Here is a 24,564-nt window from a genome sequence, read left to right as displayed (position 1 = left end):
TCGTGTCCGATCGTCCCAAGGCATCTGCTCCCAAGACGCCTGTGCGCAAAGCTGCCACTGCGGGAGCGCCTGCAGCGAAGAGCGGCACCGGTTCGTGGCTGGCGGGCTTTATTACCCGTGCCGCCGCCGGTATCGTCTACGCCGTTGTCTTTATCCTGTGCCTGGTTTTGGGTATCGTGCCCACGGCCATCTTTGTTTCTGTCATGAGCGGTCTGTGCTGCTATGAGTTTTTCCGTATGACAAGGCTCGATGGCAAGATGGCTAACGAGCGCATGGGTATCGCTGCCGCCGTACTCTTTCCGCTGTCGGCGTTGGGCGATTCGATGTTGCTGAATGCCCTGCTTTTTGCCTTGATGCTCACTGTGGGCATTTGGTATGTCTGGTCGCCGCGTACCCGCATCTCTGATGTGGCCGTGACGCTCATGGGTCCCATCTACACTGGCTTTATGCTGTCGGCTATCGTGCTGCTGCGCGATGCCGTGCCCGGTTTTGCCGGCGCCCTGCTTTCAGTGGGCGTTTGCGCGTCCCTTTGGGTCTCCGATTCGTTTGCCTACATCGTGGGCAGCCGTATCGGCAAGCACAAGATGGTTCCCAAGATCTCTCCCAAAAAGAGCTGGGAGGGGTTTGCCGGCGGCATCTTGGGCTCGGTTTTGATTTGGCTCATCCTGTGGGCGACGCACTTCTACAAGCTCAGCCTGCCCTATGCGCTGCTGTGCGGCGTGGTCGTGTCCATTCTGGGCGTTATCGGCGACCTTATCGAGTCGCGCATCAAGCGCGGTGTGGGCGTCAAGGATTCCGGCAACCTTATCCCGGGCCACGGCGGCATGCTCGATCGTAGCGACTCGCTTATCTTCGGCTGCATCACCGCGCAGCTGTTGCTGATGATCGGAGGCGTGCTGTAATGTCCTTCCAGACGACGTATGGCCCCGATGGACGCCTTCGCGTTGCCATCCTGGGCTGTACAGGCTCTATCGGCACCCAGGCGCTCGATGTGTGCCGCCAGCATGCCGATCGCCTGCAGGTGACGGCGCTGTCCGTTAACTCCAGTACCTCCGAGCTCGTTGCCGCTGCCCGCGAGTTCTCGGTTCCGGCGGTTGCCGTGGCCGATGTCGATCATGGCGATGACGCTGTGCTGCAGGAGTTGCCCGAGGGAACGAAGCTCGGCGTTGGCGCGCAGGCGGTTTGCGAGCTCGCGCGTCGCGACGATGTCGACTGCGTGCTTGTCGCTATTGTGGGCGCCGCCGGTCTCGAGGCGAGCCATGCGGCCTTGACCTCGAATAAGCGCCTTGCCCTTGCCAACAAGGAGTCCCTCGTCGTCGGTGGCGACTTGCTTATGCCGTTGGCACAACCGGGCCAGCTTATTCCGGTCGACTCTGAGCATTCCGCCATCTACCAGTGCTATCTGGGGGAGAACCCGCGCGAGGCCCACTGCATTTGGCTCACCTGCTCGGGCGGTCCGTTCTTTGGCCGCACGCGCGACGAGCTCGATCGCGTGACGCGTGCCGATGCCCTCGCGCATCCCACGTGGGCCATGGGTGCCAAGATTACCATTGACTCCGCCACCCTCATGAACAAGGGCCTGGAGCGCATTGAGGCCATGCATCTGTTTAACTGCGACCTCGATTTCATTAACGTGGTCGTGCAGCGTCAGTCCAAGATTCACTCTATGGTCGAGTTCGCCGACGGCTCCGTGATGGCGCATCTCGGTGCATCCGACATGCGTATTCCCATCCAGTTCGCGTTCTCGTATCCCGAGCGTTGGGATACTCCGGCGCCTCGTATCGATTTCCGCGAGCTGGGGCAGCTCACGTTTGATGCTGCCGACATGGATACCTTCCGCTGTCTGGCACTGGCCGAGCGTGCCGGCAAGACGGGTGGCACCATGCCGTGCGTGCTCAATTCCGCCAACGAGGTCGCCGTCGATGCCTTCCTGCACGATGGCTGCAGCTTTACCGATATCGATCGCATTGTGGAATCCTGCATGGACGCCCACGATATGCAGGTGGTCGATTCGTTTGAGCAGCTTCGCGACACCGATGCGTGGGCGCGTGAAAAGGCTGCGCAGGTGCTCGCCGCAACCCGTTCCTAACCCATAAGGATTGCTTTTTCGTTTTATGGATACTGTTCTGAGCGTTCTCTCATCGGTCTTTTGGGGCCTGCTGATGCTTTCCGTCCTCGTGTTTTTGCACGAGGGCGGCCACTTTTTGGCGGCGCGTGCCTGCGGCGTCCGTGTGACCGAGTTCTTTTTGGGTCTGCCGTGCCGCTTTGACATCCATTACACGTCGCGTCGCATTGGAACCAAGTTTGGCGTGACCCCGCTGCTGCTGGGTGGCTACGCTGCCATCTGCGGTATGGATCCGACCGACGTCTCGTGTGCCGATCGCGTGCTCGCGGCCATCTATCGCCACGGCCGGGTGACGGTGGCCGATCTTGCCGTCGAGCTCGAGCTGTCCGAGGAGGATGTGCTCGAGGCCTGTGCTTTGCTGTTGGGCTGGGGCTCTATCGCTCCCTGGTATGAAGAAGGGGAAAAGCCTTCGCCCAGCTACTATCCCACCAAGTACCAGACTCTGCCGCGTGACGCGGCGGGTTATACCACCTTTGACGGCCGTCGGTTCGATCGCGGGCATGCGACTGCCGAGGGCGATGTATGGGAACTGCCGTGCGACGAGGCCGAATTCCTTGCGCGCGAGCGCTCGCACACCTATTTGGGCCAGGGCTTTGTCAAGCGTGCCTTTATGCTGCTTGCGGGCATTATCGTCAATATCCTGACGGGTTTTTTGCTCCTTATGAGCATCTATTCCATCGCAGGTGTCACCGTGCCGGTGGATACCAATGTGATTGGCCAGGTTGACGAAGGCTCGATTGCCGCCTCGGCGGGAATCGAGGGCGGCGACGCGATTCTTTCGGTCGACGGAGTATCGTGCTCTACCTGGATGGACGTTTACGATGCCATCGGCAAGGCTGCCGGTAAGGACGATATCGCCATTGAGTACGAGCGTGACGGCAAGCAGCATTCGACCACGGTTGCGCTCAAAGAGGACGATCGCCTAGGTGTGTATGCCTCTACGCAGGTGGTCCGTTTAGACCCCATCACGTCGGCTCGCCTGTCGTTCTCCTATGTCGTGCAGACAGCGGAGGGCGTGATGCGCCTGCTCCAGCCGCAGCATACGATGGAGATTCTCGATCAGTCCTCTTCGATCGTGGGTATTAGCGTTATGTCCTCACAGGCTGCTGCTGCCGGCCCTGCCACGTTCCTTTCGTTTGCCGCCCTCATTTCATTCTCGCTTGGCTTTATGAACCTGCTGCCCATCCCGCCACTCGATGGCGGCAAGCTAGTCATCGAGATCATTCAGAAGATTGCGGGCCGCGAGCTTCCGCTCAAGGTCCAGACGATTGTGAGCTATGTGGGCATCGCGCTCTTTGCGCTGCTGTTTGTCTATATGCTTCGTTCCGACATCCTTCGATTTATTTTGTAGGGGAGTGTTTGGATTGTCTTTATCCCATCCTTTGCCTCGCGAGCTGACGCGCCCCGTGCATGTGGGCGGCGTGCAGATCGGTGGCGGCGCGCCGGTGGTGGTCCAATCTATGACCTGCACCGATACCGCTGATGCCCAGGCAACGCTTGCGCAAGTGTGCGCGTTGGCGCAGGCTGGCTGCGATATCGTGCGCGTGAGCGTGCCCTCCGAGGCCGCGCTTGAGGGCTTCCGCACCATCTGTGCCGAGTCTCCGGTGCCGATTGTCGCCGATATCCACTTTAACCATAAGCTCGCCATTGGTGCCGTTGAGGCCGGTGCCGCCAAGCTGCGCATCAATCCCGGCAATATCGGCGATTGGGCCAAGGTTGACGCGGTGATCGATGCTGCGGGTGCCGCGGGCTGTGCGATTCGCATTGGCGTGAACGCGGGCTCGCTTGAGCAAGATATTGCCGAGCGCGACGACCTCACGCAGCCCGAAAAGCTCGTGATGTCGAGCGAGCGCTTCGTCAAGCACTTTGAGGATCGCGGCTTTACGAGCATTGTGCTTTCGGCCAAGGCCCATAGCGTGCAAACGACGCTCGATACCTATCGAGCCCTGTCACGTGAGATTCCCCACGTTCCGCTTCACCTGGGCGTGACGGAGGCGGGGACCAAGCTTCAGGGCACCATCAAGAGCTCTGTAGGCTTGGGTATCTTGCTTTCCGAAGGCATCGGCGACACCATGCGTGTGTCGCTCACGGCCGATCCGGTTGAGGAGCCGCCGGTCGCCTGGGGAATTCTACAGTCGCTGGGCCTGCGTCGCCGTGGTCCCGAGATTGTCTCGTGCCCCACGTGCGCCCGCTGCCAGGTTAACCTCATTCCCATCGCCGAGGAGGTCACCGAGCGGCTTAAGAACTATTCCGCGCCGCTTTCGATTGCCGTCATGGGATGTGCCGTTAATGGCCCCGGTGAGGCTTCTGATGCCGACCTGGGCGTTGCTTGCGGACGTGGTCAGGCCTTGCTCTTTTCGCATGGCCAGATCATTGGTAAAGTAGCTGAGGACCAAATTGTCGACGCGCTTATGGCAGAGGTCGACAAGCTTATTGAGGAGAAATAAATGACCCGAGCAATGTATATGTCTAAGCTCTATGCGCCGACGCTTAAAGAGGATCCGGCGGACGCTGAGCTCGCCAGCCACCGCCTGCTGCTCCGTGCCGGCATGATCCGCAAGGAGGCCGCCGGTCTGTATTCCTACCTGCCGCTTGCTTGGCGCTCGATCCGCAAGATTGAGAACATCGTGCGCGACGAGATGGACGCTGCCGGCGCCCAGGAGCTTATGATGCCCATTATGGTCGACGCCGAGTTGTGGCGTGAGTCCGGCCGTATCGATGCCTATGGCAAGGAGCTTGTGCGCTTTGACGACCGTCATGGTCGCGAGTTCGTGCTGGGCCCCACGCACGAGGAGACCGTCACGGCCCTGGTGCGCAACGAGCTGCGCTCCTATAAGCAGCTGCCAGTGAACCTCTATCACATCCAGGATAAGTTCCGCGACGAGTTCCGTCCCCGTTTTGGCCTGATGCGCGGTCGCGAGTTCATCATGAAGGATGCCTACAGCTTCTCCGCCACGCAGGAGAGCTTGCAGGAGGAGTATGACAAGATGAAGCAGGCCTACGCTAACATTTGCGAGCGCTGCTACATCAAGGCCTTGCCCGTCGTTGCCGACTCCGGCGAGATCGGTGGCGATACCTCCGTCGAGTACATGGCTTTGGCCGACGCCGGCGAGGCTTCTCTCGTCTATTGCGATGACTGCGGTTTTGCCGCCGATGATGAGGCTGCAAACACCAAGGTCGTCGTGACTGAGGGTCCCGGTGACGGTACGCTTACCAAGGTCGAGACTCCGGGCATGGGCACCATTGAGGCCGTTGCTAAGTTCTTTGGGTTCCCCGAGAACGGCACGCGCAAGTCCCTGGCGCTCATCGATGCCGAGGGCAAGCCCGTCGTGGCCATCGTCCCGGGCGATCATGAGCTCAACGACTGCAAGGCCGAGCATGTCTTTGGCAAGGGTTATCGCATGATGACGGACGAGGAGCTTCAGACCTACGGTCTGCACAAGGGCTTTATCGGACCGGTTAACTTGCCCGAGGGCATCCGTCTGGTGTGCGACGAGAGCCTGCGCGAGTCCAAGCAGTGGGCCTGCGGTGCCAACGAGGTCGATTATCACTTTACCGGTGCCTGCCCCGAGCGCGACTTTACCGTCGATGAGTGGGCAGATCTGGTCACCGTCGTTGCCGGCGATCCCTGCCCGCACTGCGGCAAGCCGCTCTCTGCTGCTCGCGGCATCGAGGTCTCGCAGGTCTTCCAGCTGGGTACCAAGTATTCCGAGGCCATGGGCGCCACCTTTATGGACGAGGACGGCAAGGAGAAGCCGCTTATCATGGGTTGCTACGGCGTGGGCGTGTCCCGCTCGCTTGCTGCCGTCGTGGAGCAGCACAACGACGAGCACGGTATCGTCTGGCCGGTTTCCGTTGCCCCGTACGAGGTCGCTGTGATTCCGCTCGATCCCAAGAAGGAGGAGTGCGCAACCGTCTGCGACCAAATCGTCGAGGGCTTGTGCGCCGAGGGTATCGAGGTCGTCGTCGACGACCGTGACGAGCGTCCCGGCTTTAAGTTTGCCGATAACGACCTTATGGGATTCCCGTATCAGGTGGTGCTTGGCAAGCGTGGCCTTAAGAATGGCACCGTTGAGCTCAAGGACCGTGCCACGGGCGAGCGCGAGGACGTGGCGATTGACGAGGTCGTCGCCAAGGTTGCCGAGCTTGTTAAGGCGGCCCGCCGTTAATCGACGTTTCTGCTATTAGATGTAATTGCGGGACTGCTCCGTATCTCTCTTAGGAAGAGATGCGGAGCAGTCTATTTTGTTGCGTGAATAAACTCGATGGGTAAAGGAAAACCCCACAGCCCATATGAGCTGCGGGGTTTTCTTGTGCCTCCGATGCGAAATAAATCGCTCAGATATTACTGATAATCGACGACGTCGATCCAGTTCTTCAGGAACTCATCGTTCACGTTGCGCTTACGAGCGAGCTCGGAAGCGGCGACGATGCTCGTCCACTGACGCACGACCTGCATGGGCATGTCGGCGCGGTCGCAGTAGAGCTCCAGGTAGGCCTCGGCCTGATCCTTGCTGTTGAGGGCGAAGAGCAGGTAGGTGGTGGCAACGTCGGCAGCAGGGGAGCCCTGAGTGGCGTGTGCCCAGTCGCACACATAGAGCTGGCCGTCGTCGCCGACGATGACGTTGGAGGGGTTGAAGTCGCCGTGGCAGACCTTGAACTCCTTGGTCATGCCGTCCAGACGCTCCTGAAGGTTGTAGCGCGTGGTGGCATTGAGCTGATCAAGGCTGTCGATCATGCGGGCGAACTTGTCGCGCTGACGGTTGAGCAGCGGGGAGGTGTAGCCGTGGATCTCGATTTGGAGGTCGACGAACATCTCGAGATACTCACCAAAGCGCTGGGGCTCGGCAGTCATCTTCTCGGCAAGGGTGGTGCCCGGAACCTTCTCGGTCACGAGCGCCCAGCCGTTGGCGTTCTCGAGCTGGGAAACCTCGAGAGCCTTGGGGCTGCGGATGCCGCACTCATTGATGCGGGCAAGATTCAAAGCCTCGTTGAACACGTCGGAGACAGGCTTGGTCTCGTTAAAGACCTTGACAATCTTGTCGCCCAGGTCGTAAACGACCTTGTTGCCACGGCGGACGAGCTCGGTCTTGGAATCGGGTAGCAGCATGGTTGCATCCTTTCAACGATGCGATAGAAGCGACGGCGGGGGTGTGTGAAACACCCGTGCACCCCCGCCGTTAAAAACCGTGCTAAAACTAGCAGACGGCGTAGTCCTGAGGCTCGCGGCCGTAGTAGGCGTCCAGGTAGAGCTCCTTGATCTCGCTCATGAGCGGGTAGCGCGGGTTAGCGCCGGTGCACTGGTCGTTGAATGCCTGCTCGGTCATCTCGTCGAGGGTGTCGAGGAAGTACTGCTCGTCAACACCGTAGTCGGCGATGGTCTTCTTGACACCGATGAAGTCCTTGAGCTCCTCGAGCTTCGTGATGAAGTTCTCGAAGACCTCCTTGTCGTCCTTGCCCTCGATGCCGCAGTACTTGGCCATCTCGGCGTAGTTGTGCAGCGCGTTGGGGTAAGGATACTGGGAGAACGTGCCCATCTTGACGGGAGCCTCAGCGGCGTTGTAGCGCATAACGCGGGTCAGGATGACGGCGTTGGCGAGGCCGTGGGGCAGGTGATGGAAGGCGCCGAGCTTGTGAGCCATGGAGTGGTTGAGGCCCAGGAAGGCGTTGGCGAAGGCCATGCCGGCCATGCAGGAGGCGTTGTGCATCTCCTCGCGGGCGTGCGGGTCCTTGGCGCCGTTCGTGAAGCTGGAGGGCAGGTTCTCGAAGACGAGCTTAGCAGCGCGCTCGGAGAGGCCCTTGGTGTAGTCGGAAGCCATGATGGAGACGTAGGACTCGATGGCGTGGGTCATGACGTCGATGCCGGAGGCAGCGGTCAGGCCGCGCGGGGCGGTCATACAGTTGTCGGCGTCGACGATAGCCATGTTGGGGAGCAGCGCGTAGTCGGCGAGCGGCCACTTGATGCCGGTCTCCTTGTCGGTGATGATGGCGAACGGCGTGCACTCGGAGCCGGTACCCGAAGAGGTCGGGACGGCGACGAAGTAGGCCTTCTTGCCCATCTCGGGGAAAGTGAAGATACGCTTGCGGATGTCCATGAAGTCCATGGCCATGTCCTCAAACTTGCACTCGGGGTGCTCGTACATCATCCACATGATCTTGCCGGCGTCCATAGCGGAGCCACCGCCGACGGCGATGATGACGTCCGGCTCAAAGAGAGCCATCTGCTTGGCGCCGCGACGTGCGCACTGCAGCGACGGATCGGGCTCGACGTCGTAGAAGCAGTCGTGGGCGATGCCCATCTCGTCGAGCTTGGCCTCGATGGCGCGGGTGTTGCCATTCTTGAAGAGGAACTGGTCGGTGACGATGAAGGCGCGCTTCTTGCCCATGACGGTACCGAGCTCGTCGAGAGCGACGGGCGTGGAACCCTTCTTGAAGTAGACCTTCTCGGGAGCGCGGAACCACAGCATGTTCTCACGGCGCTCGGCCACAGTCTTAACGTTGATCAAGTGCTTCACCCCAACGTTCTCGGAGACGGAGTTGCCGCCCCAGGAGCCGCAGCCCAGGGTCAGAGACGGCTTCATGCCAAAGTTGTACAGATCACCGATGCCGCCGTGCGAGGACGGGGTGTTGATGACGATACGGCAGGCCTTCATGACGTGCTCGAACAGACTGATCTTCTCGGCCTGGGCGGGGTGCACGTACAGAGAGGCGGTGTGGCCCGGGCCACCGGCGAGCACCAGGTGCTCGGCCTTGTCGACGGCCTCCTGGAAGTCCTTGGCGTGATACATGGCCAGGACCGGGGAGAGCTTCTCGTGGGAGAACTCTTCCTTGGCGGGGTCGGTGGAGGTGACCTCGGCGATCAGGATCTTGGTCTTGGCGGGAACCTCGATGCCGGCGAGCTCGGCGATCTTGGCGGCAGCCATGCCGGGAATGCGGTGATCGAGGGCGCCGTTCTTGAACATGGCGGCACGCAGGGCCTCCATCTCGGCACCCTGCTTGACGAAATAGCAGCCGCGCTTCTGGAACTCGGCCTTAACCTGGTCATAGATGGTGTCGATGACGGTCACGGACTGCTCGGAAGCGCAGATCATGCCGTTGTCGAAGGTCTTGGAGTGGATGATGGAGTTGACGGCGAGCAGCACGTCGGCGGTGTCGTCGATGACGACCGGGGTGTTACCGGCGCCAACGCCCAGGGCGGGCTTGCCCGAGGAGTAGGCGGCCTTGACCATGCCCGGGCCACCGGTGGCGAGGATGATGTCGACGTCGCGCATGACCATGTTGGTCAGCTCGATGGAGGGGACATCGACCCAGCCGATGATACCCTCGGGGGCGCCGGCCTTGACGGCGGCGTCAAGCACGAGCTTGGCGGCGGCGATGGTGCACTTGGCGGCAGCCGGGTGCGGGGAGATGATGATGGCGTTGCGGGTCTTCAGGCTGATCAGCGTCTTGAAGATCGCAGTGGAGGTGGGGTTGGTCGTCGGGATGACGGCGCCCACGATACCGATGGGCTCGGCGATCTTGGTGATGCCATAAGCCTCGTCGCGCTCCAGGACACCACAGGTCTTGGTGTTCTTGTAAGCGTTGTAGATGTACTCTGCGGCGTAGTGGTTCTTGATGACCTTGTCCTCAAGAACGCCGCGGCCGGTCTCCTCGATGGCCATCTTCGCCAACGGGATACGAGCCTTGTTGGCGGCCATGGCGGCCTCATAGAAGATCTTGTCGACCTGCTCCTGCGTGTACGTAGCAAAAAGCGCCTGGGCCTCTCGCATCTGAGCGAGCTTAGCCTCAAGCGCCTCTACGTTGTCCACAATTGCGGGAGTAGTGTTTTCCGGTGACTTTTTCACCATTTGTGTCTCCTTGCGATCGGAGATTTACCCTACGTCTTGCATGATAGCAAGAAATAATTCGGTAAACGGTAAGATTCCCGTAAAAGGCATACTAAAACGTTTCAATCAACTGAAACGTTTCAACTATAACTATCTGCCTATTGCATTGCCCCGCTCATTGGGGACAGACTTACATGAGTGCTTTCACTCATTTGTGACAGACATGGATTTGTCATTTTGCCGTTCTGGGCCTGTTTTTGGCGCAGATTGGATATAAATAGGTCACAGGCTCAGCATTTCGCGTTCCTTCTCTCCTTTTAGGTGTTGCCTGTACGGCTTTGAAAGGAGAGACCATGCCCCGATGCGCCCGCGAAATATCGCTCACCGGCTATTACCACGTCTTTGACCGCGGCAACTCCAAACAGATCATTTTTGAAGATGATTCCGACCGCTATCGTTTCTTATCGGACATATCGGACAGGTTTGCGTGCCATGACGTGGCGGTGTTGGCCTGGTGCCTTATGGATAATCACTTCCATTTGATGGTTGATGACCCATATGACAACCTTTCAAAGGCAATGCAGTGCGCGCTGACGGCCTATGCCAAGTATTTCAATGGAAAAACGGGAAGAACGGGTCACCTGTTTGATAATCGCTATTCGCGGATCGCGGTCGAGTCGGACACGCAGGCGGTGCAGTTGCTCGATTATATCCATCTCAATCCTGTGAAAGGTGTGCTCGACTCGCTCGATGCCTACCGCTGGTCAAGCTACAAGGCATACCAGCTGGGATACGATCCCTTTGATATCTGTGACGCGGCCCCTATGCTCGATATTGTCGGAGGCTCTCGTTGCTATTGCGAGCATCTCGAGGAAGTTGCCGGGCGCATCTGGTCAGTGGAGATTCTTCCGCGCCGACGGATCCCCGATGAGGACGCCCTTTCCGTTGCGCGCGAAGTTTTGCCGAGCATGGATCCTGCGCTGCTCAAGGCCCTGCCACGCTCCGAACGTGATGCCTGTCTGCTGAGGCTCAGGCGGGCACATCTCACGGTCAAGCAAATTGCCCGTATCACCGGTATCGGCGCTACAAGCGTGACCAAGGCCACTGTAGGCTGGAAGGAGGCAGCGTGAGGTAGGGGCCGAACCGCAGTCGGCATGCGTTACGTCTGTCCCCAATGCGTGAAAACACTCATGTAAGTCTGTCCCCAATGAGTGCAAAAAGGCGCCCTCCGTGGGGGAGGACGCCTTTGGTTAGTTCTACGTGAACGCGAGGTCTTTGACCCGGAGAGTCCGAGGTACTTGTTGGTAAGACCTTATTTAGGAGCGCGCAACCTTGCCGGACTTGAGGCAGGTGGAGCAAACGTTCATCTTGCGACGGTGACCATCGACGACGACGTAGACGCGCTGGATGTTGGGGCGGAACTTACGGTTGGTGACGCGGTGAGAGTGGCTGATGGAGCGACCGGCAACGGGGTGCTTACCGCAAACTTCGCAAACTTTGGACATAACTGACCCTCCTTGGGCGACAAACGAACATGTCGCGTTAACAAACAAGCCTGAACTATAGCACAGAAGGCGCTCCCTGTGCGCAATCTACACAGAGATATTCCTCTTTTGGCGATAGTGCTCACGCCACGGCCCTGGACGTAGATCCGATTTGCGTGCAGCAGAGGGGATTATGCCAGCTCGTGCGTGCGTTTTCAAGCTCGTCCCACAAATATATATAGGTTTATGGAGCACCTGCGCCCGTTTACGGATTGTTCTGTATTTATGCTCGCAATTAAGCTCGAGGTTGGCTACACTATCCCTTGACCATTAAAGGGGTACGAGATACCCACATGGAATTACATAGCTGCCAAAGAGCAGCCCTTCCTGTGGGTGTCTGGTCCGCTTTAAGCGGTCGGGCATCTATTTTTTTGACTGTGTCAGCAGTCAAGACATGTGAGGAAGGAGATCGATGGGCACGACTTCCCCCAAGGCGGTCATCATGGACGAGACCGCCGTTAATCGAGCGATGACCCGCATCGCGCACGAGATTCTCGAGCGCAACGAGGGCTGTGAAGACCTCGCTCTGGTCGGCATCGTCACGCGCGGCGACCTTCTGGCAAAGAAGCTCGCCGAGGAGATCAAGGAGATCGAGGGCGTCGACGTTCCGCTCGGCAGCCTGGACATCAGCTTCTACCGCGATGACTATGCGACCAATTTCGCTCCCGCGATCCACGCTACCAACATTCCCTTCAGCGTCGACGGCAAGCGCGTCGTGCTGGTGGACGACATCCTGTATACGGGCCGTACTATCCGCGCCGCTCTGGATGCCGTCATGGACCTGGGCCGTCCGAGCCGCATCGAGCTGGCAGTTCTCGTTGACCGCGGTCACCGTGAGCTCCCCATCTCGCCGGACTTTGTCGGCAAGAACGTTCCCTCGTCGCATGAGGAGAACGTGCACCTATATATGAAGGAAGTCGACGGCCACACCGCCGTCGAGATTAACGACGTCGCGCCGGGTTCCCACGTGGGCTCCGCGCCGCTGGGAGGTGAGTAGTACCGTGGCGTTCAACCATAAGCACCTGATCGACATTACCGAGTACTCCGAAGAGGACATCAAGCTCATCCTCGAGACCGCCAAGGCGTTCTCTGAGGTCAACGAGCGTGCGATCAAGAAGGTCCCCACGCTCAAGGGCAAGACCATCGTCAACATGTTCAACGAGCCCTCGACGCGCACCCGCAGCTCCTTCGAGCTCGCCGAGAAGCGCCTTTCGGCCGACAGCCTCAACTTTGGCGGCTCCTCGACCTCCACGGTCAAGGGCGAGAGCCTCGTCGACACCGTCGAGACCCTCAACGCCTACAAGATTGATTGCATCGTCGTTCGCGATAAGCACGCCGGTGCTCCCTACATCGTCACGCAGAACTCGCCCGCGAGCGTCATCTGCGCCGGCGACGGCAAGCACAACCACCCCACGCAGGCCCTGCTCGACCTGTACACCATCTGGGAGCACAAGGGTGACTTCCACGGTCTGAAGGTCGCCGTCGTCGGCGATATCGCGCACTCCCGCGTGTGCGGCTCGCTGATCCCCGCCCTTAAGATCATGGGCTGCGAGACCTACGCTGTCGCCCCCGGCACGCTGCTGCCGCCGGCGCCCGAGGTTCTGGGTTGCGACCACGTGACGAGCGACCTCGATTCCGTCCTGCCCGAGCTGGACGTCGTCTACATGTTGCGCGTGCAGCAGGAGCGCCTCGAGGGCGCACCGTTCCCCACGATTCGTGAGTACCACAAGCTCTTCGGTCTGACCAAGGACCGCGAGAAGCTCATGAAGCCCGATGCGATTATCTGCCACCCGGGCCCCATCAACCGCGGCGTTGAGTTCGACTCCTATATGGCCGACCACCCGCAACGCTCCGTCATCCTGGAGCAGGTCTACGCCGGTATCTGCGTGCGTATGGCTATCCTGTATCTGCTGCTTGGAGGTGCCGATAATGGCCTTGCTTCTTAAGAATGCCCACGTCGTCGATCCGTCCGTCGAGCTTGACGGTGTCGTCGACGTCCTGATCGACGGTGACAAGATCGCCGAGGTCGGCGAGAACCTCGCCGCCGAGGGAGCCGAGGTCCGCGACCTTTCCGGCAAGTATCTCGTCCCCGGCCTGGTGGATATGCACGTGCATCTGCGCGAGCCTGGCTACGAGGTCAAAGAGGACATCGAGAGCGGCACCCGCGCTGCTGCCAAGGGCGGCTTCACCGGCGTGTGCGCCATGCCCAACACCGATCCTGTCACCGATAACGGCACCGTCGTGGAGTTCGTCAAGTCCCGCGCTGCCGAGGTCGGCCACTGCCGCGTCTATCCGTCGGGCGCCATGACCCGCGGTCTTAAGGGCGAGGCCATGTCCGAGATGGGCGATATGGTCGCCCACGGCGCCGTCGCCTTCACCGACGACGGTCGCGGCGTGCAGGGCGCGGGCATGCTCCGTCGCTGCATGGACTACGGCAAGATGTTCGGCAAGGTCTTTATGAGCCACTGCCAGGACGAGGATCTGGTCGGCCACGGCCAGATCAACGAGGGCAAGGTCTCGACCCGTCTGGCCCTCGAGGGTTGGCCGGCCGCCGGCGAGGAGCTTCAGATTGCCCGCGACATCGAGATTGCCAAGCTGACCGGTGCCAAGCTGCACATCCAGCACATCTCCACCGCTCATGGCCTGGAGCTCGTGCGTGCCGGTAAGGCTGCCGGTGTCCAGGTGACCTGCGAGGCCACCCCGCACCACATGTTCCTGACCGAGAACGACCTGGACGAGACCTACAACACCTCGCTCAAGGTCAATCCGCCGCTGCGCACTGACGAGGATGCCGAGGCCATCCGTCAGGGTGTCATCGACGGTACCGTCGACGCTATCGTTACCGACCACGCTCCCCACACCCCGTGGGAGAAGGCCCGCGAGTTCGAGCTCGCGCCCTTTGGAATGATTGGCCTCGAGACTTCGCTGTCGCTCGTGCTCACTGAGCTGGTCAACACGGGCAAGATGAGCGTGAGCCGCATGGTCGAGCTCATGGCCATCAAGCCGCGTGAGATTCTGGGCCTCGATCAGGTTCAGGTCAAGGCGGGCTCTGTCGCCGACCTGACCGTGTTCGACCCCTCCGCAACCTGGACGGTTGGCGAGGACGGTTACGAGTCGCGCGCCGAGAACTCCGGTTTTGCCGGCCGCACGCTCACCGGTCGTGCCACCGATGTATTTGTCGGCGGTAAACAGACGCTTGCCGACGGCTGCATCTGCTAGCATAGCCTTATCGCTTTTGTGCGCGGCGCCCTTGCGGTGCCGCGCTTTCTGTTCGTTTAGACCATGCAACCGCATGGGGGATTGGAGCGTCTATGCCCACACCTTCCACTGCACGCATGCACGACTTCGAGGTCGTCTCGAACCGGGAGATCGCCGACGGCATCTTCTCGCTCGTTATCTCGGCCCCCAAGCTTGCAAGTGCGCTCAAGCCCGGTCAGTTTGTGAACATCGCCGTCCCCGGCGATGCGTCTTCTCTGCTTCGTGTGCCCTTGAGTTTCTACCGCGCCGACGCCGAGGCCGGCACCGTCGAGCTGTGGTACGCCGTCGTGGGCGACGATACCCGCCGTTTGTCCCAGATGGGCCCTGGCTCCACCTCTAACCTGTTGGGCCCCGGTGGCCGTGGCTGGATGGTACCCGAGGGCACCAGGAAGGCACTGCTCGTCGCCGGTGGCATCGGCGTTCCGCCTGTGCTGTGTCTTGCCGGCATGCTTGCCGAGCAGGGTGTTGATATGGACGTGTGCCTGGGCTTTGGCACCGCTTCCAAGGCCGTGGGTGTCGATGAGTTCCGTGCGCTGGGCGCCACGGTTAACGTGTGCACCGACGACGGTTCGCTCGGCACGCACGGTTTTTGCACCGATCCGGCAGCCGAGCTGCTTGGAGAGGGCGGCTACGACTACGTCGCCAGCTGCGGCCCCGCCGTCATGATGAAGAAGGTCGCCGCCGCTGCCGCCGAGGCCGGTGTGTACTGCGAGGTGTCGCTCGAACGCATGATGAGCTGTGGCTTTGGCGCCTGCAACACCTGCAATGTCGAGACGGTCGACGGTATGAAGGGTGCTTGTATGTGCGGCCCCGTGTTCGATGCTTCCAAGGTGGTGGTCTTCTAGTGGGTACCGTGAACATGGCCGTCGATTTCGGCGGCGTCAAGATGCAGAACCCCATTAACACCGCAGCCGGTACCTTTGGCTACGGTTGGCAGTTCCAGAACTTCTTTGATGTTTCCCAGCTGGGCGCCATCACCACCAAGGGTTGCGCTGCCGAGCCCTGGCCCGGCAATCCCGCGCCCCGCATGGCCGAGATTCCCGGCGGTATGATCAACTCCGTGGGTCTTCAGAACCCCGGCGTGGCCGCCTTTGCCCGCGAGTCCGGTCCGTGGCTCGAACAGCTGTCCAAGGACGGCTGCCAGGTCATCTGTCAGGTTGCCGGTCACTCCGTTGACGAGTTTGTCCGCGCACTCGAGATGTATGTCGAGCTGTGCCCCTGGGCTGCCGGCTACGAGATCAACGTGAGCTGCCCTAATATCGCCGCCGGCGGTGCCGCCATGGGCTCCACGCCCGAGGGCGCCTCTTCCGTTATGGCTGCCTGCCGCAAGGTGACCGATAAGCCGCTGTTCGTGAAGATGGCGCCGGTCAACGTCGCCGAGATCGCCAAGGCCCTCGAGGCTGCCGGCGCCGACGGCCTTTCGGTCATCAACTCCATCCAGGGCATGGCCATCGACGTCCATACTCGCAAGTCCCGCGTGGCCAAGCCCAAGGGCGGCCTTTCGGGCCCGCTGTGCCACCACATCGCCGTGCGCATGGTCTGGGAGGTTGCCCAGGCCGTCGATATCCCCATCAACGGTGTCGGCGGTGTCATGACTGGCGAGGATGCGGCTGAGTTTATCCTGGCCGGCGCCACCTGCGTGTCGGTCGGCATGGCCAACTTCGTCGATCCGTGCGCTTCGCTTAAGATCGCGCATGAGCTCGAGGCCTGGGCCGAGTCCCAGGGCGTAAAGGACATCAACGAGCTGGTGGGTGCTTTCGAATGCTAGAGAATGATGCCCGCGACCGTGTTATCGTCGCCCTCGACTGCGACCGTGAGCGCGCGCTCGAGCTCGCCCACGAGCTTTCGGGCCATGCCGCCTGGCTCAAGGTCGGCATGACGCTCTATTACGCTGAGGGTCCCCAGATCGTCAAGACCTTTAAGGACCTTGGCTTTAAGGTCTTCCTCGACCTTAAGTTCCATGACATTCCGCATCAGGTGCGCGGCGCTGCCCGCTCGGCCTCGCTTGCCGGTGCCGACCTGCTTTCGGTCCACGGCCTGGGCTCGGGTGCTATGCTCGCTGCCTGCCGCGAGGGTGCCGAGGAGGCGCGTGAGGACCGCGCCAAGCTCGTCGCCATCACCGTGCTCACGAGCATGAATCAGGATGCCTTGAGCGAGATCGGCGTCGAGTCTCCCGTGGCCGAGGAGGCCGCCCGCTTGGCAAAGCTTGCTCAGGCCAATGGCATCGACGGCATCGTGTGCTCGCCGATGGAGGCTCACGACATGCGTGAGCTGCTGGGTCCTGATGCCCTGATCGTGACTCCGGGTGTGCGTCCGGTGGGTGCCGCCCTTGGTGACCAGTCCCGCGTGGCGACGCCTTCCCAGGCTATCGAGCGTGGCGCAAGCCACATTGTGGTGGGCCGTCCCATCACCGGTGCCGACGATCCGGTTGCCGCCTTTGACGCCATCGTCGCCGAGCTGGTCGAAAACGTCGCGTAAAAGATTCCCCTAAGTCACCACTTTTGGGTCTCATTAGCACAAAATAGCCCCTGTGCCTGCGTAAACTTTCCCATCCTTTGTGTGGAATCGCAGGTCAGGGGCTTAACTTTGGGCGCAGTATATTGCACTTTTTGCGGGTATCGTCTAACCTATGGAGCCGCGATTAGGCATTTTGTACGTTCTACGTGCTAAAATGCCAATTATTGAATCAGATATAACCCAACTATTTGGAGGTACGAATGGCACTCCCTCAGCTTACCGACGAGCAGCGCAAGCAGGCTCTTGAGAAGGCTGCCGCCGCACGTCACGCCCGCGCTGAGCTTCGCGAGCAGATCAAGAAGGGCGAGAAGTCCCTCGAGTCCGTGCTCAACTCCGATGACCCCATCGCTTCCCGCATGAAGGTTTCCACCCTCATCGAGTCTCTCCCCGGTTATGGCAAGGCCAAGGCCGCCAAGATCATGGAGGAGCTCGGTATCTCCGCTACTCGTCGCGTCCAGGGCCTCGGCGTCCGTCAGCGCGAGCAGCTCCTCGAGCAGCTGACCAAATAAGTGAGCGCTCAGGATTCCAAGCTCTTTGTGATTTCTGGACCGTCAGGCGCAGGCAAGGGTACGCTCGTCACTCGTGTGCGCGAGCGCCGCTCGAACCTGGGTCTGACGGTTTCGGCTACCACGCGAGCACCACGCAAAGGTGAGGTCGACGGCGTCAACTACTTTTTTCTGACGCGCGAGGAGTTCGACCGCCGCGTGGCAAACGGTGAGTTTGTTGAGTGGGCCGAGGTCCACGGTAACTGCTACGGCACGTTGGTGAGCGAGGTCACATCCAAGCTCGCCTCGGGCTCGTCTCTGATTTTGGAGATCGATGTCCAGGGCGCCCTGCAGGTGAAGGAGCGTTTCCCCGAGGCCGTGCTGATCTTTATCAAGCCGCCTTCGCTTGAGGTACTCCGCGAGCGTCTGGTCGGTCGCGGTACCGAGACGCCCGAGACGATTGAGCTGCGTATGGCAAACGCCGCCGATGAGCTTGCCCTTGCCGACCGCTACGACGACGTCGTGGTGAATGACGATCTCGACCGCGCGACCGATGAGCTCGTTCGCGTTCTCGATATGCATGAAAGGATCTGAGGTCCGTGTCCGTTGTAAAGCCTTGCATTGACGATCTTCTGGAGAAGACCGATCACAACCGCTTCCTGCTCGCTTCGCTTGCCTCCAAGCGCGCCTGCGACATCAATAGCATGCTGCGTGGCCAGCACAACCGCGTGCTTGCCGTCCAGGATGTCGATGACATCACCATCGGGCTTTCCGGTGCCGATACCATCTCGATGGCTATGGACGAGATTGTCGACGGTGACATCTCTTACGACGAGGCCCGTTACGAGAAGGCGCTTGGCCACAAGGTTGCTGAAGCCTAAATGGCGGCTCGCGTCTGCCTGGTCCACTATCACGAGGTTGGACTGAAGGGCAAGAACCGCGCACATTTTGAGCATATCCTCATGGATAACATCAAGGCGGCCTTGGCCGCCTTTTCCGTGAACGCCGTGTCTCGAATTTCCGGTTATATCCTCGTGACCTTTAACGAGCATCAGGCCGACGAGGCGGCGCGTGTCATTCGCACCGTCCCCGGTGTTGCCCGTGTGTCTATGGCGTATCACACCAACCGCGACCCGCAGGAGTACTGCGCCGCCGCCGTGAAGGCACTGCGCGAGTTTGGTTCCTTCGATTCGTTTAAGGTGCACGCCAAGCGCTCCAATACCGACTATGAGCTCACCTCGATCGATATTAATCGTCAGGTGGGCGAGGTACTGTGTGAGGCCTTCCCCGATAAAAAGGTTCAAATGCACGACCCCGATGCGATGGTGCACGTACTGGTGGTCCAGGGTAGCGTTTATGTGTACGCGCGCTCCGAGCGCGGCGTGGGCGGTCTGCCGGTGGGTTCTGCCGGCAAGGTCGTGACGCTGCTGTCGTCGGGTATCGATTCTCCGGTGGCGACCTGGATGCTCGCGCGTCGCGGCGCGGTGTGCGTGCCGGTGCATTTCTCCGGTCGTCCGCAGACGCCTGATACGAGCGAGTATTTGGTGCAGGACATCATCCGTGCGCTTGAGCCGGGTGTCCAGATCGGCCGCCTGTACGTGGTGCCGTTTGGCGACTGCCAGCGTGAGATTTCGGTCACCTGCCCCAGCAACCTGCGTGTGATCATGTATCGTCGCATTATGTATTCGGTTGCCGAGCGCATTGCGCACATCGAGGGCGCCAAGGCCATCGTTACGGGCGAATCGCTTGGGCAGGTTGCCTCCCAAACGCTTGAGAACATCATGGCCGTCAACGAGGCCGTGAAGATCCCCGTGTTCCGTCCTCTCATCGGTTCGGACAAGCAGGAGATCATCGCGCGTGCTGAGGAGATCGGTACGTTCGATATCTCGACTGAGGCCGCTCCCGACTGCTGCACGCTGTTTATGCCGCGCCGACCCGAGACGCACGCTAAACTCGATGCCGTGCATGAGGCCTGGGAGTTGTTCGATCATGAGGAGATGATCGAGCGCCTGCTCAAGCAGACCGAGTACATCGACTTCGAGAGCAACACGTATAAGGCCCCTAAGACCTTAAAACGCAAACATTCGGAGCTCGCTCCGCGTGAGATATACCAAGAGCACGAGTAATTTGTTGCATAGGCCGGCGATGTTTTTGCATCGTCGGCCTTTTGCTATCTGGGCAAATGATGCCAAGATGCTCATTCGCTGACGTGTGACTGAATAAATGGACATGTTCGCGCAAGGTTTTGGTCGGTATTTGGTTTGACCGTCAAAACTGGTTTGTCCATGCGGTTCGTTCGGCTGCGTTTTCCTGACACGATGGTGTTGGGAGGTTTTGCTATGGCGCAGCGCGAACAACACGAACGAGTCAAAAAGATGGACCGCTGGGCGGGCAAACTGCTCGGTCATAAGGCAGTGGTGATGGCGATACTGGTCGTCATTGCGATGGCGAGTGGGCTGGCGATGGCGAACCTTGGCGGCGGTGCCGGCGGTGTGTCGTTTGAGCGCACTGATGGTTCGGGCACGTTAGTGGAGCCGGGATCCGGCGATGCTTCGAGCGGAAAGACATCCGAAGGCTCTTCGCCTAAGGCGTCTGCCGCGGCAGAGGTCTATGTCGATGTTGATGGCGCCGTGGTGTCACCCGGTGTATATCGCCTCAAAGACGGGGCGCGGGTGGCTCAGGCGATTGATGCCGCCGGCGGGCTGGCGCCCGAAGCAGACGTTACGGGGCTTAATCGTGCATCCAAGGTCACTGATGGACAAAAAATTCACGTTCCAACGGTAGGGGAGCAGCAGGCGTCCATTGCGGAAGCCGGTGTTGATGGTGGGACTTCCGCATCGTCGGGCGTTAGTGGCGCAACAGGCCTAGTAAACATCAATACGGCAAGCGCAGAAGAGCTGCAGACGCTTTCGGGCATCGGCCCCTCCATGGCCCAGTCGATTATCGATGAGCGGACAAAGAACGGTGCTTTCGCCTCGGTTGACGATCTGATGCGTGTGTCGGGAATCGGCGAGAAGAAGCTTGCCAAAATCAAAGATTGCATCTGCGTATGAGCGCGACCGAGCGCGAGCACGTGATGCCTCCGCGACCCCTGATTCCGTGGACGATGGCCCTGTGTGCCGGCATGTGCGTGAGCTGCGCCTTGGTGCTCAGCATAGCCGCTGATGCGCTGCTGAGGGAGCGGGCGACGGCGGTCGGGCCGCTATGGGCCATTCCCGTTGCGGCAGCGGTTTTCGTTGTGCTGGCTCACTCTTGTGCGCGGCTTGCCCCTTTGAAGCGGTGGCAGTATGCCGCGTCCGTCGGTCTCATAGCGGGTACGGTCGTTTCGGCGTGGTGGGCCGTGGGTGCGCTCAACGCCTCGAAGGCGCTCGACGGTCGAGCGGCAAGCAGTCTCGAGTTTGTCGTGCAGGGTGACCCATCCATAAATGACGACGTGTATTCCTATACCTGCGGGGCACGCTCGGACGGTAAGAACTTGGCAACGGTTCGCCTATCGTGTGACCGTGAGTTCAAGGTCGGGGCGCACGTGCGTGTTATCGGTCGCGTGTCACGTTTTGAGAACGATGCGTATGGACGATCGCGCGTGCTTCGAGGCGAGGTACGCAAGGTTAAAGCCGTTCGGATTGTGTCGGTCGATGAGGGTTCTCCGAGGCCGCTGCTTCGGCTGCGAAATGGGCTGCTTGCGTCCATCGCGCCTGCGACCGACCCGGCGCGTGCGCTCATAGCCGGTGTCGTCTGCGGTCGTTCGGCCGAGCTGCGCGCCCAGCCGGCGGGCGACTGGTTTTCGGTGACGGGAACGGCGCATCTTATCGCCGTCTCGGGCAGCCATTTGGCTATCGTGGGGTTTGTAATCGAGGGTGTATTGCAAAAGACTCGGTGCTCACGTGGTCTTCAGCGGGCGATATTGGCGATAACGCTTGTGGGCTACGCTGCCTTTACGGGCGCGTCTCCCTCGGCCGTGCGCGCGTGCTGCATGGTGTTCGTGACGCTTGTCGTAAACGGCGCGGGGCGTCGTCGGCATGGCGCATCGGCACTCTTCGTAACCATGTCCATCTTTGTGCTACTGCGGCCGACGGTGCTGTTCGAGATGGGCTTTCAGCTTTCATGCGCCAGCGTCTTAGCCATTCTGTGCTTTTGTCCCTATGCGACCTACGCGTTGGGTGAGCTAGGTGTGCCATCGGGCGTTGCCAGCGTGCTTTCCGTCACGCTGTGCTCGCAACTGGCGACACTTCCCATTACCGTTCCTGCCTTCGGTACGTTCTCGCTCATTGCTCCGCTGGCAAATGCGGTCCTCGGTCCGGTGGTGAGCGTACTGCTCGCTGTGTCGATCGTGTTGGTTCCCTTTTCGTTCGTGGCACCGTTTCGGACTTGGGCGCTCGTTGTGCCCATGATTGCCGCCCGTTGCGCGCTGTTCTTCGAGCAGCTGTTTGCCGCCGTGCCGGGTGCATCCGTGAATGTGCCGCCCGATAGCATGTGGATTTACTTAGTGCCGTGTTTTCTGATGGTTCTGCTGGTCTGGTGGCCGCGTCCTCGTGCACGTCCTATGGCGGTGGGGCTTGTATGCCTGGTGCTTTTGGCTGCGATTCCGTACGTCTACTGGGATCGATTCGCTCCGCCTTCGGTGACGGTGCTCGATGTGGGCCAGGCCGATGCGATTCTTATCCGCCAGGGCGGCGCAGTTGCACTCGTCGACTGCGGACTCGACGAGCGCGTGGTGGCGGCGTTGGTTCGCAATAACGTGCACCATATCGACGCCGTCTTTGTGACGCATTGGGATGAGGACCACTGGGGTGGTCTGCCTGCCGTGCTCGAACAGTTTTCGGTCGGAACGATTGCCGTGGCCGCGGATGCGCTGGAGGATGCTCCTGCCGAGGTATTGAACCGACCTGGCGTGGAGTATCGGCAGGTGCGCCGTGGGGATATGGTCGACATCGGCTCATTTTGCGCCCGCGTGATGTGGCCATTCGAGTCCGTGGATGGCGAGGGAAATGAGGACTCGCTTGTCCTTCTGCTCTCTTATGTTCAGGAAGGCAAGGGCCTGCGTATGCTCCTCACCGGTGATGCCGAGCTCGACCAAGAACGGGAATTCGTGCAGGAAGTGGGGGATATCGATGTCCTTAAACTTGGGCATCACGGCTCCAAGGTTTCAGTCGATGGCGAGTTGCTGGACGTCCTGAAGCCCGAGCTTTCCCTCGCAAGCGCCGGTGAGGGGAATCGATACGGCCATCCGTCCGATGCCTGCATCGATGCCGTTAAGGAAGCGGGTGGTGTTTTCGCGTGTACTATCGAACACGGCGACATTACCGTCACACCGACTGCGAATGGCTTTGCGATGCGATGCCAGCGACCGTGACGACGTCGTTGGCGTGTGGTGGGCCCCTGGGCTAGAATGGCACGGAACGAATACGAAGGCCTGCGGGAGGGGAGCGCAATGTCCGAAACCGGTTTGCTGCCGGCATATCTGATTGTCGGTACCGACGGAGTTAAGCGCGACCACGCCGTCTCGCGTATGAAAGCGCGTCTGGAAAAATCGGGTATGGTCGAGTTCAACCTCGACGAGCGAGACATGACCAAGGACCCCGATATCGAGTCCATTATCGGATCGCTTAACACCTTTCCGATGGGCAGCGAGTTTCGTCTGGTAATCCTCGATGGCTGCTCAAAGCTCGCCAAGGCGGTCTCGGAGCCGCTCGTTGGGTATCTGGCGAGTCCCAGCCCAACAACGGTCTGCCTCATCATCGCCGACTCACTTGCCAAGAATACGCGCCTGTATAAGGCAATCGCCAAGATCGACAAGAAGGCTATCGTCGATTGCTCGGGTACCAAGCGCTGGGAACTGCCGCGCCGTGTTCAGCAGATGGCGACGCAGCGCGGTAAGTCGATTTCGACGGCGGCCGCCGAGGAGCTCGTCTCGCGTTCGGGCGAAAACACGCGCATGCTCGATAACGACTTGGCTAAGCTTGCCCAGATGGTCGAGTCGCCCCAGATTGAACTTGCCGATGTTGAGCGCTGGATTGTACGTACGGCCGAGATCCAACCCTGGGACTTCCTCAACGCCGTCTCGGCTCGCGATATGCGGCGTTCGCTCGAGCTCTTTAAGCTCCTGCCCTCCAAGAGCTACGTGTGGACTTACACATTGCTGTGCGGTCGCATTCGCGAGCTTATCGTCGCCAAGGCGCTCGACGCGCGTGGGCAGGGTCGCGAGCTGGCCGCAACGCTCAAGCTCCAGTCCTGGCAGGTCAAGAATCACCTTACCTGGGCGCGTCGTTTTTCGATGACCGAGCTCGTCGCAGCGCTCGAGGGTGCGGTCGATGTGGAGCTCGCGCTCAAGGGCTCTGCCGATTCTGAGACCGCGCTTTTGCTCTGGATTACGAACATCTTGAGAAAATCGTGATGATACCTGCCTATTTGACAAATTCGTTCTATCCCTTTGAGAGGGAGCGTGCTATAGTAGGCGCTTGCATGACCTCACCGTGTCTCAGAGGTGTCATACATTTTTTGCAAGGAACTCGAAAGGAACTCCAGAAGTGGCAAACATCAAGTCTCAGAAGAAGCGTATCCGCACCAATGAGGCAGCTCGCATGCGTAACAAGGCTGTCAAGTCCGAGCTCAAGACGCTGACCAAGCACGTCCAGTCCGCCGTCGCCGAGGGCGACGCCGAGAAGGCCCAGGCTGCCCTCAAGACCGTCACGAAGCGTCTCGACATGGCTGCTGCCAAGCATGTTATCCACAAGAACCAGGCTTCCAACCGCAAGTCCGGTCTTGCCAAGCTCGTGAACAGCATCAACGCCTAAGTTGTAAATTTCACA

The 24,564-nt window shown here is 60.2% G+C and carries 23 protein-coding genes; 20 read left to right on the top strand and 3 right to left on the bottom strand.

What is annotated here, in order from left to right; translation table 11 throughout:
• Nucleotides 1-2 precede the first annotated feature (2 nt).
• Genes PMX70_RS07415 through PMX70_RS07395 form a run of 5 tightly spaced genes read left to right on the top strand, consistent with a single transcriptional unit; the run spans nucleotide 3 to nucleotide 6,294 of the window.
• Complete coding sequence (locus PMX70_RS07415; RefSeq protein ID WP_271743239.1) at nucleotides 3-902, top strand: phosphatidate cytidylyltransferase; 900 nt, start codon at nucleotides 3-5, stop codon at nucleotides 900-902.
• On the top strand, nucleotides 902-2,089 hold the full coding sequence (gene dxr / locus PMX70_RS07410) for a 1-deoxy-D-xylulose-5-phosphate reductoisomerase (protein ID WP_271743238.1): 1,188 nt from the start codon (nucleotides 902-904) through the stop codon (nucleotides 2,087-2,089). The genes PMX70_RS07415 and dxr overlap by 1 nt, the downstream gene beginning before the upstream one ends.
• Nucleotides 2,090-2,114: 25 nt before the next feature.
• The gene (locus PMX70_RS07405; protein WP_117786051.1) at nucleotides 2,115-3,476 is read left to right on the top strand and encodes a M50 family metallopeptidase; all 1,362 of its coding nucleotides are present in this window, start codon (nucleotides 2,115-2,117) and stop codon (nucleotides 3,474-3,476) included.
• A gap of 13 nt (nucleotides 3,477-3,489) precedes the next feature.
• The gene (gene ispG, locus PMX70_RS07400; RefSeq protein ID WP_271743237.1) at nucleotides 3,490-4,572 is read left to right on the top strand and encodes a flavodoxin-dependent (E)-4-hydroxy-3-methylbut-2-enyl-diphosphate synthase; all 1,083 of its coding nucleotides are present in this window, start codon (nucleotides 3,490-3,492) and stop codon (nucleotides 4,570-4,572) included.
• Nucleotides 4,573-6,294 (top strand): proline--tRNA ligase, encoded by a 1,722-nt coding sequence (locus PMX70_RS07395; RefSeq protein WP_271743236.1) that lies wholly within the window; start codon nucleotides 4,573-4,575, stop codon nucleotides 6,292-6,294.
• Between the two features lie 176 nt (nucleotides 6,295-6,470).
• Here PMX70_RS07395 and PMX70_RS07390 read toward each other — a convergent pair whose 3' ends face one another.
• On the bottom strand, nucleotides 6,471-7,235 hold the full coding sequence (locus PMX70_RS07390) for an aminoglycoside phosphotransferase family protein (protein WP_006236119.1): 765 nt from the start codon (nucleotides 7,233-7,235) through the stop codon (nucleotides 6,471-6,473).
• An 88-nt stretch (nucleotides 7,236-7,323) separates the two neighbouring features.
• A complete protein-coding gene (gene adhE, locus PMX70_RS07385) occupies nucleotides 7,324-9,972 on the bottom strand; it encodes a bifunctional acetaldehyde-CoA/alcohol dehydrogenase (RefSeq protein WP_055250041.1) in 2,649 nt (882 codons plus the stop codon).
• 332 nt (nucleotides 9,973-10,304) lie between these two features.
• Between adhE and PMX70_RS07380 the strand changes: the two genes are divergently transcribed.
• Complete coding sequence (locus tag PMX70_RS07380; protein WP_117637246.1) at nucleotides 10,305-11,081, top strand: transposase; 777 nt, start codon at nucleotides 10,305-10,307, stop codon at nucleotides 11,079-11,081.
• A gap of 186 nt (nucleotides 11,082-11,267) precedes the next feature.
• Here PMX70_RS07380 and rpmB read toward each other — a convergent pair whose 3' ends face one another.
• Entirely contained in the window at nucleotides 11,268-11,456 is a 189-nt protein-coding gene (gene rpmB, locus PMX70_RS07375) for a 50S ribosomal protein L28 (protein WP_022094725.1), read from the bottom strand.
• Between the two features lie 451 nt (nucleotides 11,457-11,907).
• On the opposite strand from rpmB, the gene pyrR reads away from it, so the two are divergent.
• The 14 genes from pyrR (at nucleotide 11,908) to rpsT (ending at nucleotide 24,549) form a co-directional block, all read left to right on the top strand.
• On the top strand, nucleotides 11,908-12,492 hold the full coding sequence (gene pyrR, locus PMX70_RS07370; RefSeq protein WP_006236123.1) for a bifunctional pyr operon transcriptional regulator/uracil phosphoribosyltransferase PyrR: 585 nt from the start codon (nucleotides 11,908-11,910) through the stop codon (nucleotides 12,490-12,492).
• Between the two features lie 4 nt (nucleotides 12,493-12,496).
• Nucleotides 12,497-13,441, top strand: coding sequence for an aspartate carbamoyltransferase catalytic subunit (locus PMX70_RS07365; protein ID WP_035138537.1), 945 nt, complete (start codon nucleotides 12,497-12,499; stop codon nucleotides 13,439-13,441).
• Complete coding sequence (locus PMX70_RS07360) at nucleotides 13,425-14,714, top strand: dihydroorotase (protein ID WP_117564269.1); 1,290 nt, start codon at nucleotides 13,425-13,427, stop codon at nucleotides 14,712-14,714. The genes PMX70_RS07365 and PMX70_RS07360 overlap by 17 nt, the downstream gene beginning before the upstream one ends.
• A 116-nt stretch (nucleotides 14,715-14,830) precedes the next feature.
• Nucleotides 14,831-15,598: a dihydroorotate dehydrogenase electron transfer subunit gene (locus tag PMX70_RS07355; protein WP_117854723.1), complete on the top strand. Its 768-nt coding sequence runs from the start codon at nucleotides 14,831-14,833 to the stop codon at nucleotides 15,596-15,598.
• A gap of 14 nt (nucleotides 15,599-15,612) precedes the next feature.
• A complete protein-coding gene (locus PMX70_RS07350; RefSeq protein WP_006236128.1) occupies nucleotides 15,613-16,521 on the top strand; it encodes a dihydroorotate dehydrogenase in 909 nt (302 codons plus the stop codon).
• On the top strand, nucleotides 16,515-17,231 hold the full coding sequence (gene pyrF / locus PMX70_RS07345) for an orotidine-5'-phosphate decarboxylase (protein ID WP_117564271.1): 717 nt from the start codon (nucleotides 16,515-16,517) through the stop codon (nucleotides 17,229-17,231). The genes PMX70_RS07350 and pyrF overlap by 7 nt, the downstream gene beginning before the upstream one ends.
• Nucleotides 17,232-17,470: 239 nt before the next feature.
• Nucleotides 17,471-17,779 carry an integration host factor, actinobacterial type gene (gene mihF, locus PMX70_RS07340; protein WP_006236130.1) on the top strand — a complete coding sequence of 103 codons (309 nt, stop codon included), beginning with the start codon at nucleotides 17,471-17,473 and terminating at the stop codon, nucleotides 17,777-17,779.
• Entirely contained in the window at nucleotides 17,780-18,349 is a 570-nt protein-coding gene (gmk, locus tag PMX70_RS07335) for a guanylate kinase (RefSeq protein WP_099431806.1), read from the top strand.
• Between the two features lie 5 nt (nucleotides 18,350-18,354).
• Nucleotides 18,355-18,636, top strand: a complete 282-nt coding sequence (locus PMX70_RS07330) for a DNA-directed RNA polymerase subunit omega (RefSeq protein ID WP_035138532.1) — start codon at nucleotides 18,355-18,357, stop codon at nucleotides 18,634-18,636.
• Nucleotides 18,637-19,881, top strand: a complete 1,245-nt coding sequence (gene thiI / locus PMX70_RS07325; protein WP_271743235.1) for a tRNA uracil 4-sulfurtransferase ThiI — start codon at nucleotides 18,637-18,639, stop codon at nucleotides 19,879-19,881. It abuts the gene before it with no gap.
• Nucleotides 19,882-20,094: 213 nt separating this feature from the next.
• A complete protein-coding gene (locus PMX70_RS07320; protein WP_117564273.1) occupies nucleotides 20,095-20,808 on the top strand; it encodes a ComEA family DNA-binding protein in 714 nt (237 codons plus the stop codon).
• On the top strand, nucleotides 20,805-23,108 hold the full coding sequence (locus tag PMX70_RS07315) for a DNA internalization-related competence protein ComEC/Rec2 (RefSeq protein ID WP_271743234.1): 2,304 nt from the start codon (nucleotides 20,805-20,807) through the stop codon (nucleotides 23,106-23,108). The genes PMX70_RS07320 and PMX70_RS07315 overlap by 4 nt, the downstream gene beginning before the upstream one ends.
• Nucleotides 23,109-23,186: 78 nt before the next feature.
• A complete protein-coding gene (gene holA / locus PMX70_RS07310; protein WP_271743233.1) occupies nucleotides 23,187-24,149 on the top strand; it encodes a DNA polymerase III subunit delta in 963 nt (320 codons plus the stop codon).
• A 133-nt stretch (nucleotides 24,150-24,282) separates the two neighbouring features.
• Nucleotides 24,283-24,549 carry a 30S ribosomal protein S20 gene (rpsT, locus tag PMX70_RS07305; protein ID WP_022094714.1) on the top strand — a complete coding sequence of 89 codons (267 nt, stop codon included), beginning with the start codon at nucleotides 24,283-24,285 and terminating at the stop codon, nucleotides 24,547-24,549.
• The last annotated feature ends 15 nt before the right edge of the window (nucleotides 24,550-24,564 follow it).

The organism is Collinsella aerofaciens (assembly GCF_028206795.1).
Classification (GTDB): Bacteria; Actinomycetota; Coriobacteriia; order Coriobacteriales; family Coriobacteriaceae; genus Collinsella; species Collinsella aerofaciens_AX.
The sequence above is the reverse complement of the archived record's forward strand: the minus strand, read 5'-3'. Positions and strand labels throughout refer to the sequence as shown.

Bases quoted from the DNA above. Each gene is read 5' to 3' on its own strand.
- dxr (WP_271743238.1), top strand. From the start codon at position 902: ATGTCCTTCCAGACGACGTATGGCCCCGATGGACGCCTTCGCGTTGCC.
- PMX70_RS07405 (WP_117786051.1), top strand. From the start codon at position 2,115: ATGGATACTGTTCTGAGCGTTCTCTCATCGGTCTTTTGGGGCCTGCTG.
- PMX70_RS07395 (WP_271743236.1), top strand. From the start codon at position 4,573: ATGACCCGAGCAATGTATATGTCTAAGCTCTATGCGCCGACGCTTAAA.
- PMX70_RS07390 (WP_006236119.1), bottom strand. From the start codon at position 7,235: ATGCTGCTACCCGATTCCAAGACCGAGCTCGTCCGCCGTGGCAACAAG.
- adhE (WP_055250041.1), bottom strand. From the start codon at position 9,972: ATGGTGAAAAAGTCACCGGAAAACACTACTCCCGCAATTGTGGACAAC.
- PMX70_RS07380 (WP_117637246.1), top strand. From the start codon at position 10,305: ATGCCCCGATGCGCCCGCGAAATATCGCTCACCGGCTATTACCACGTC.
- rpmB (WP_022094725.1), bottom strand. From the start codon at position 11,456: ATGTCCAAAGTTTGCGAAGTTTGCGGTAAGCACCCCGTTGCCGGTCGC.
- pyrR (WP_006236123.1), top strand. From the start codon at position 11,908: ATGGGCACGACTTCCCCCAAGGCGGTCATCATGGACGAGACCGCCGTT.
- PMX70_RS07360 (WP_117564269.1), top strand. From the start codon at position 13,425: ATGGCCTTGCTTCTTAAGAATGCCCACGTCGTCGATCCGTCCGTCGAG.
- PMX70_RS07355 (WP_117854723.1), top strand. From the start codon at position 14,831: ATGCACGACTTCGAGGTCGTCTCGAACCGGGAGATCGCCGACGGCATC.
- PMX70_RS07350 (WP_006236128.1), top strand. From the start codon at position 15,613: ATGGCCGTCGATTTCGGCGGCGTCAAGATGCAGAACCCCATTAACACC.
- pyrF (WP_117564271.1), top strand. From the start codon at position 16,515: ATGCTAGAGAATGATGCCCGCGACCGTGTTATCGTCGCCCTCGACTGC.
- mihF (WP_006236130.1), top strand. From the start codon at position 17,471: ATGGCACTCCCTCAGCTTACCGACGAGCAGCGCAAGCAGGCTCTTGAG.
- thiI (WP_271743235.1), top strand. From the start codon at position 18,637: ATGGCGGCTCGCGTCTGCCTGGTCCACTATCACGAGGTTGGACTGAAG.
- PMX70_RS07320 (WP_117564273.1), top strand. From the start codon at position 20,095: ATGGCGCAGCGCGAACAACACGAACGAGTCAAAAAGATGGACCGCTGG.
- PMX70_RS07315 (WP_271743234.1), top strand. From the start codon at position 20,805: ATGAGCGCGACCGAGCGCGAGCACGTGATGCCTCCGCGACCCCTGATT.
- holA (WP_271743233.1), top strand. From the start codon at position 23,187: ATGTCCGAAACCGGTTTGCTGCCGGCATATCTGATTGTCGGTACCGAC.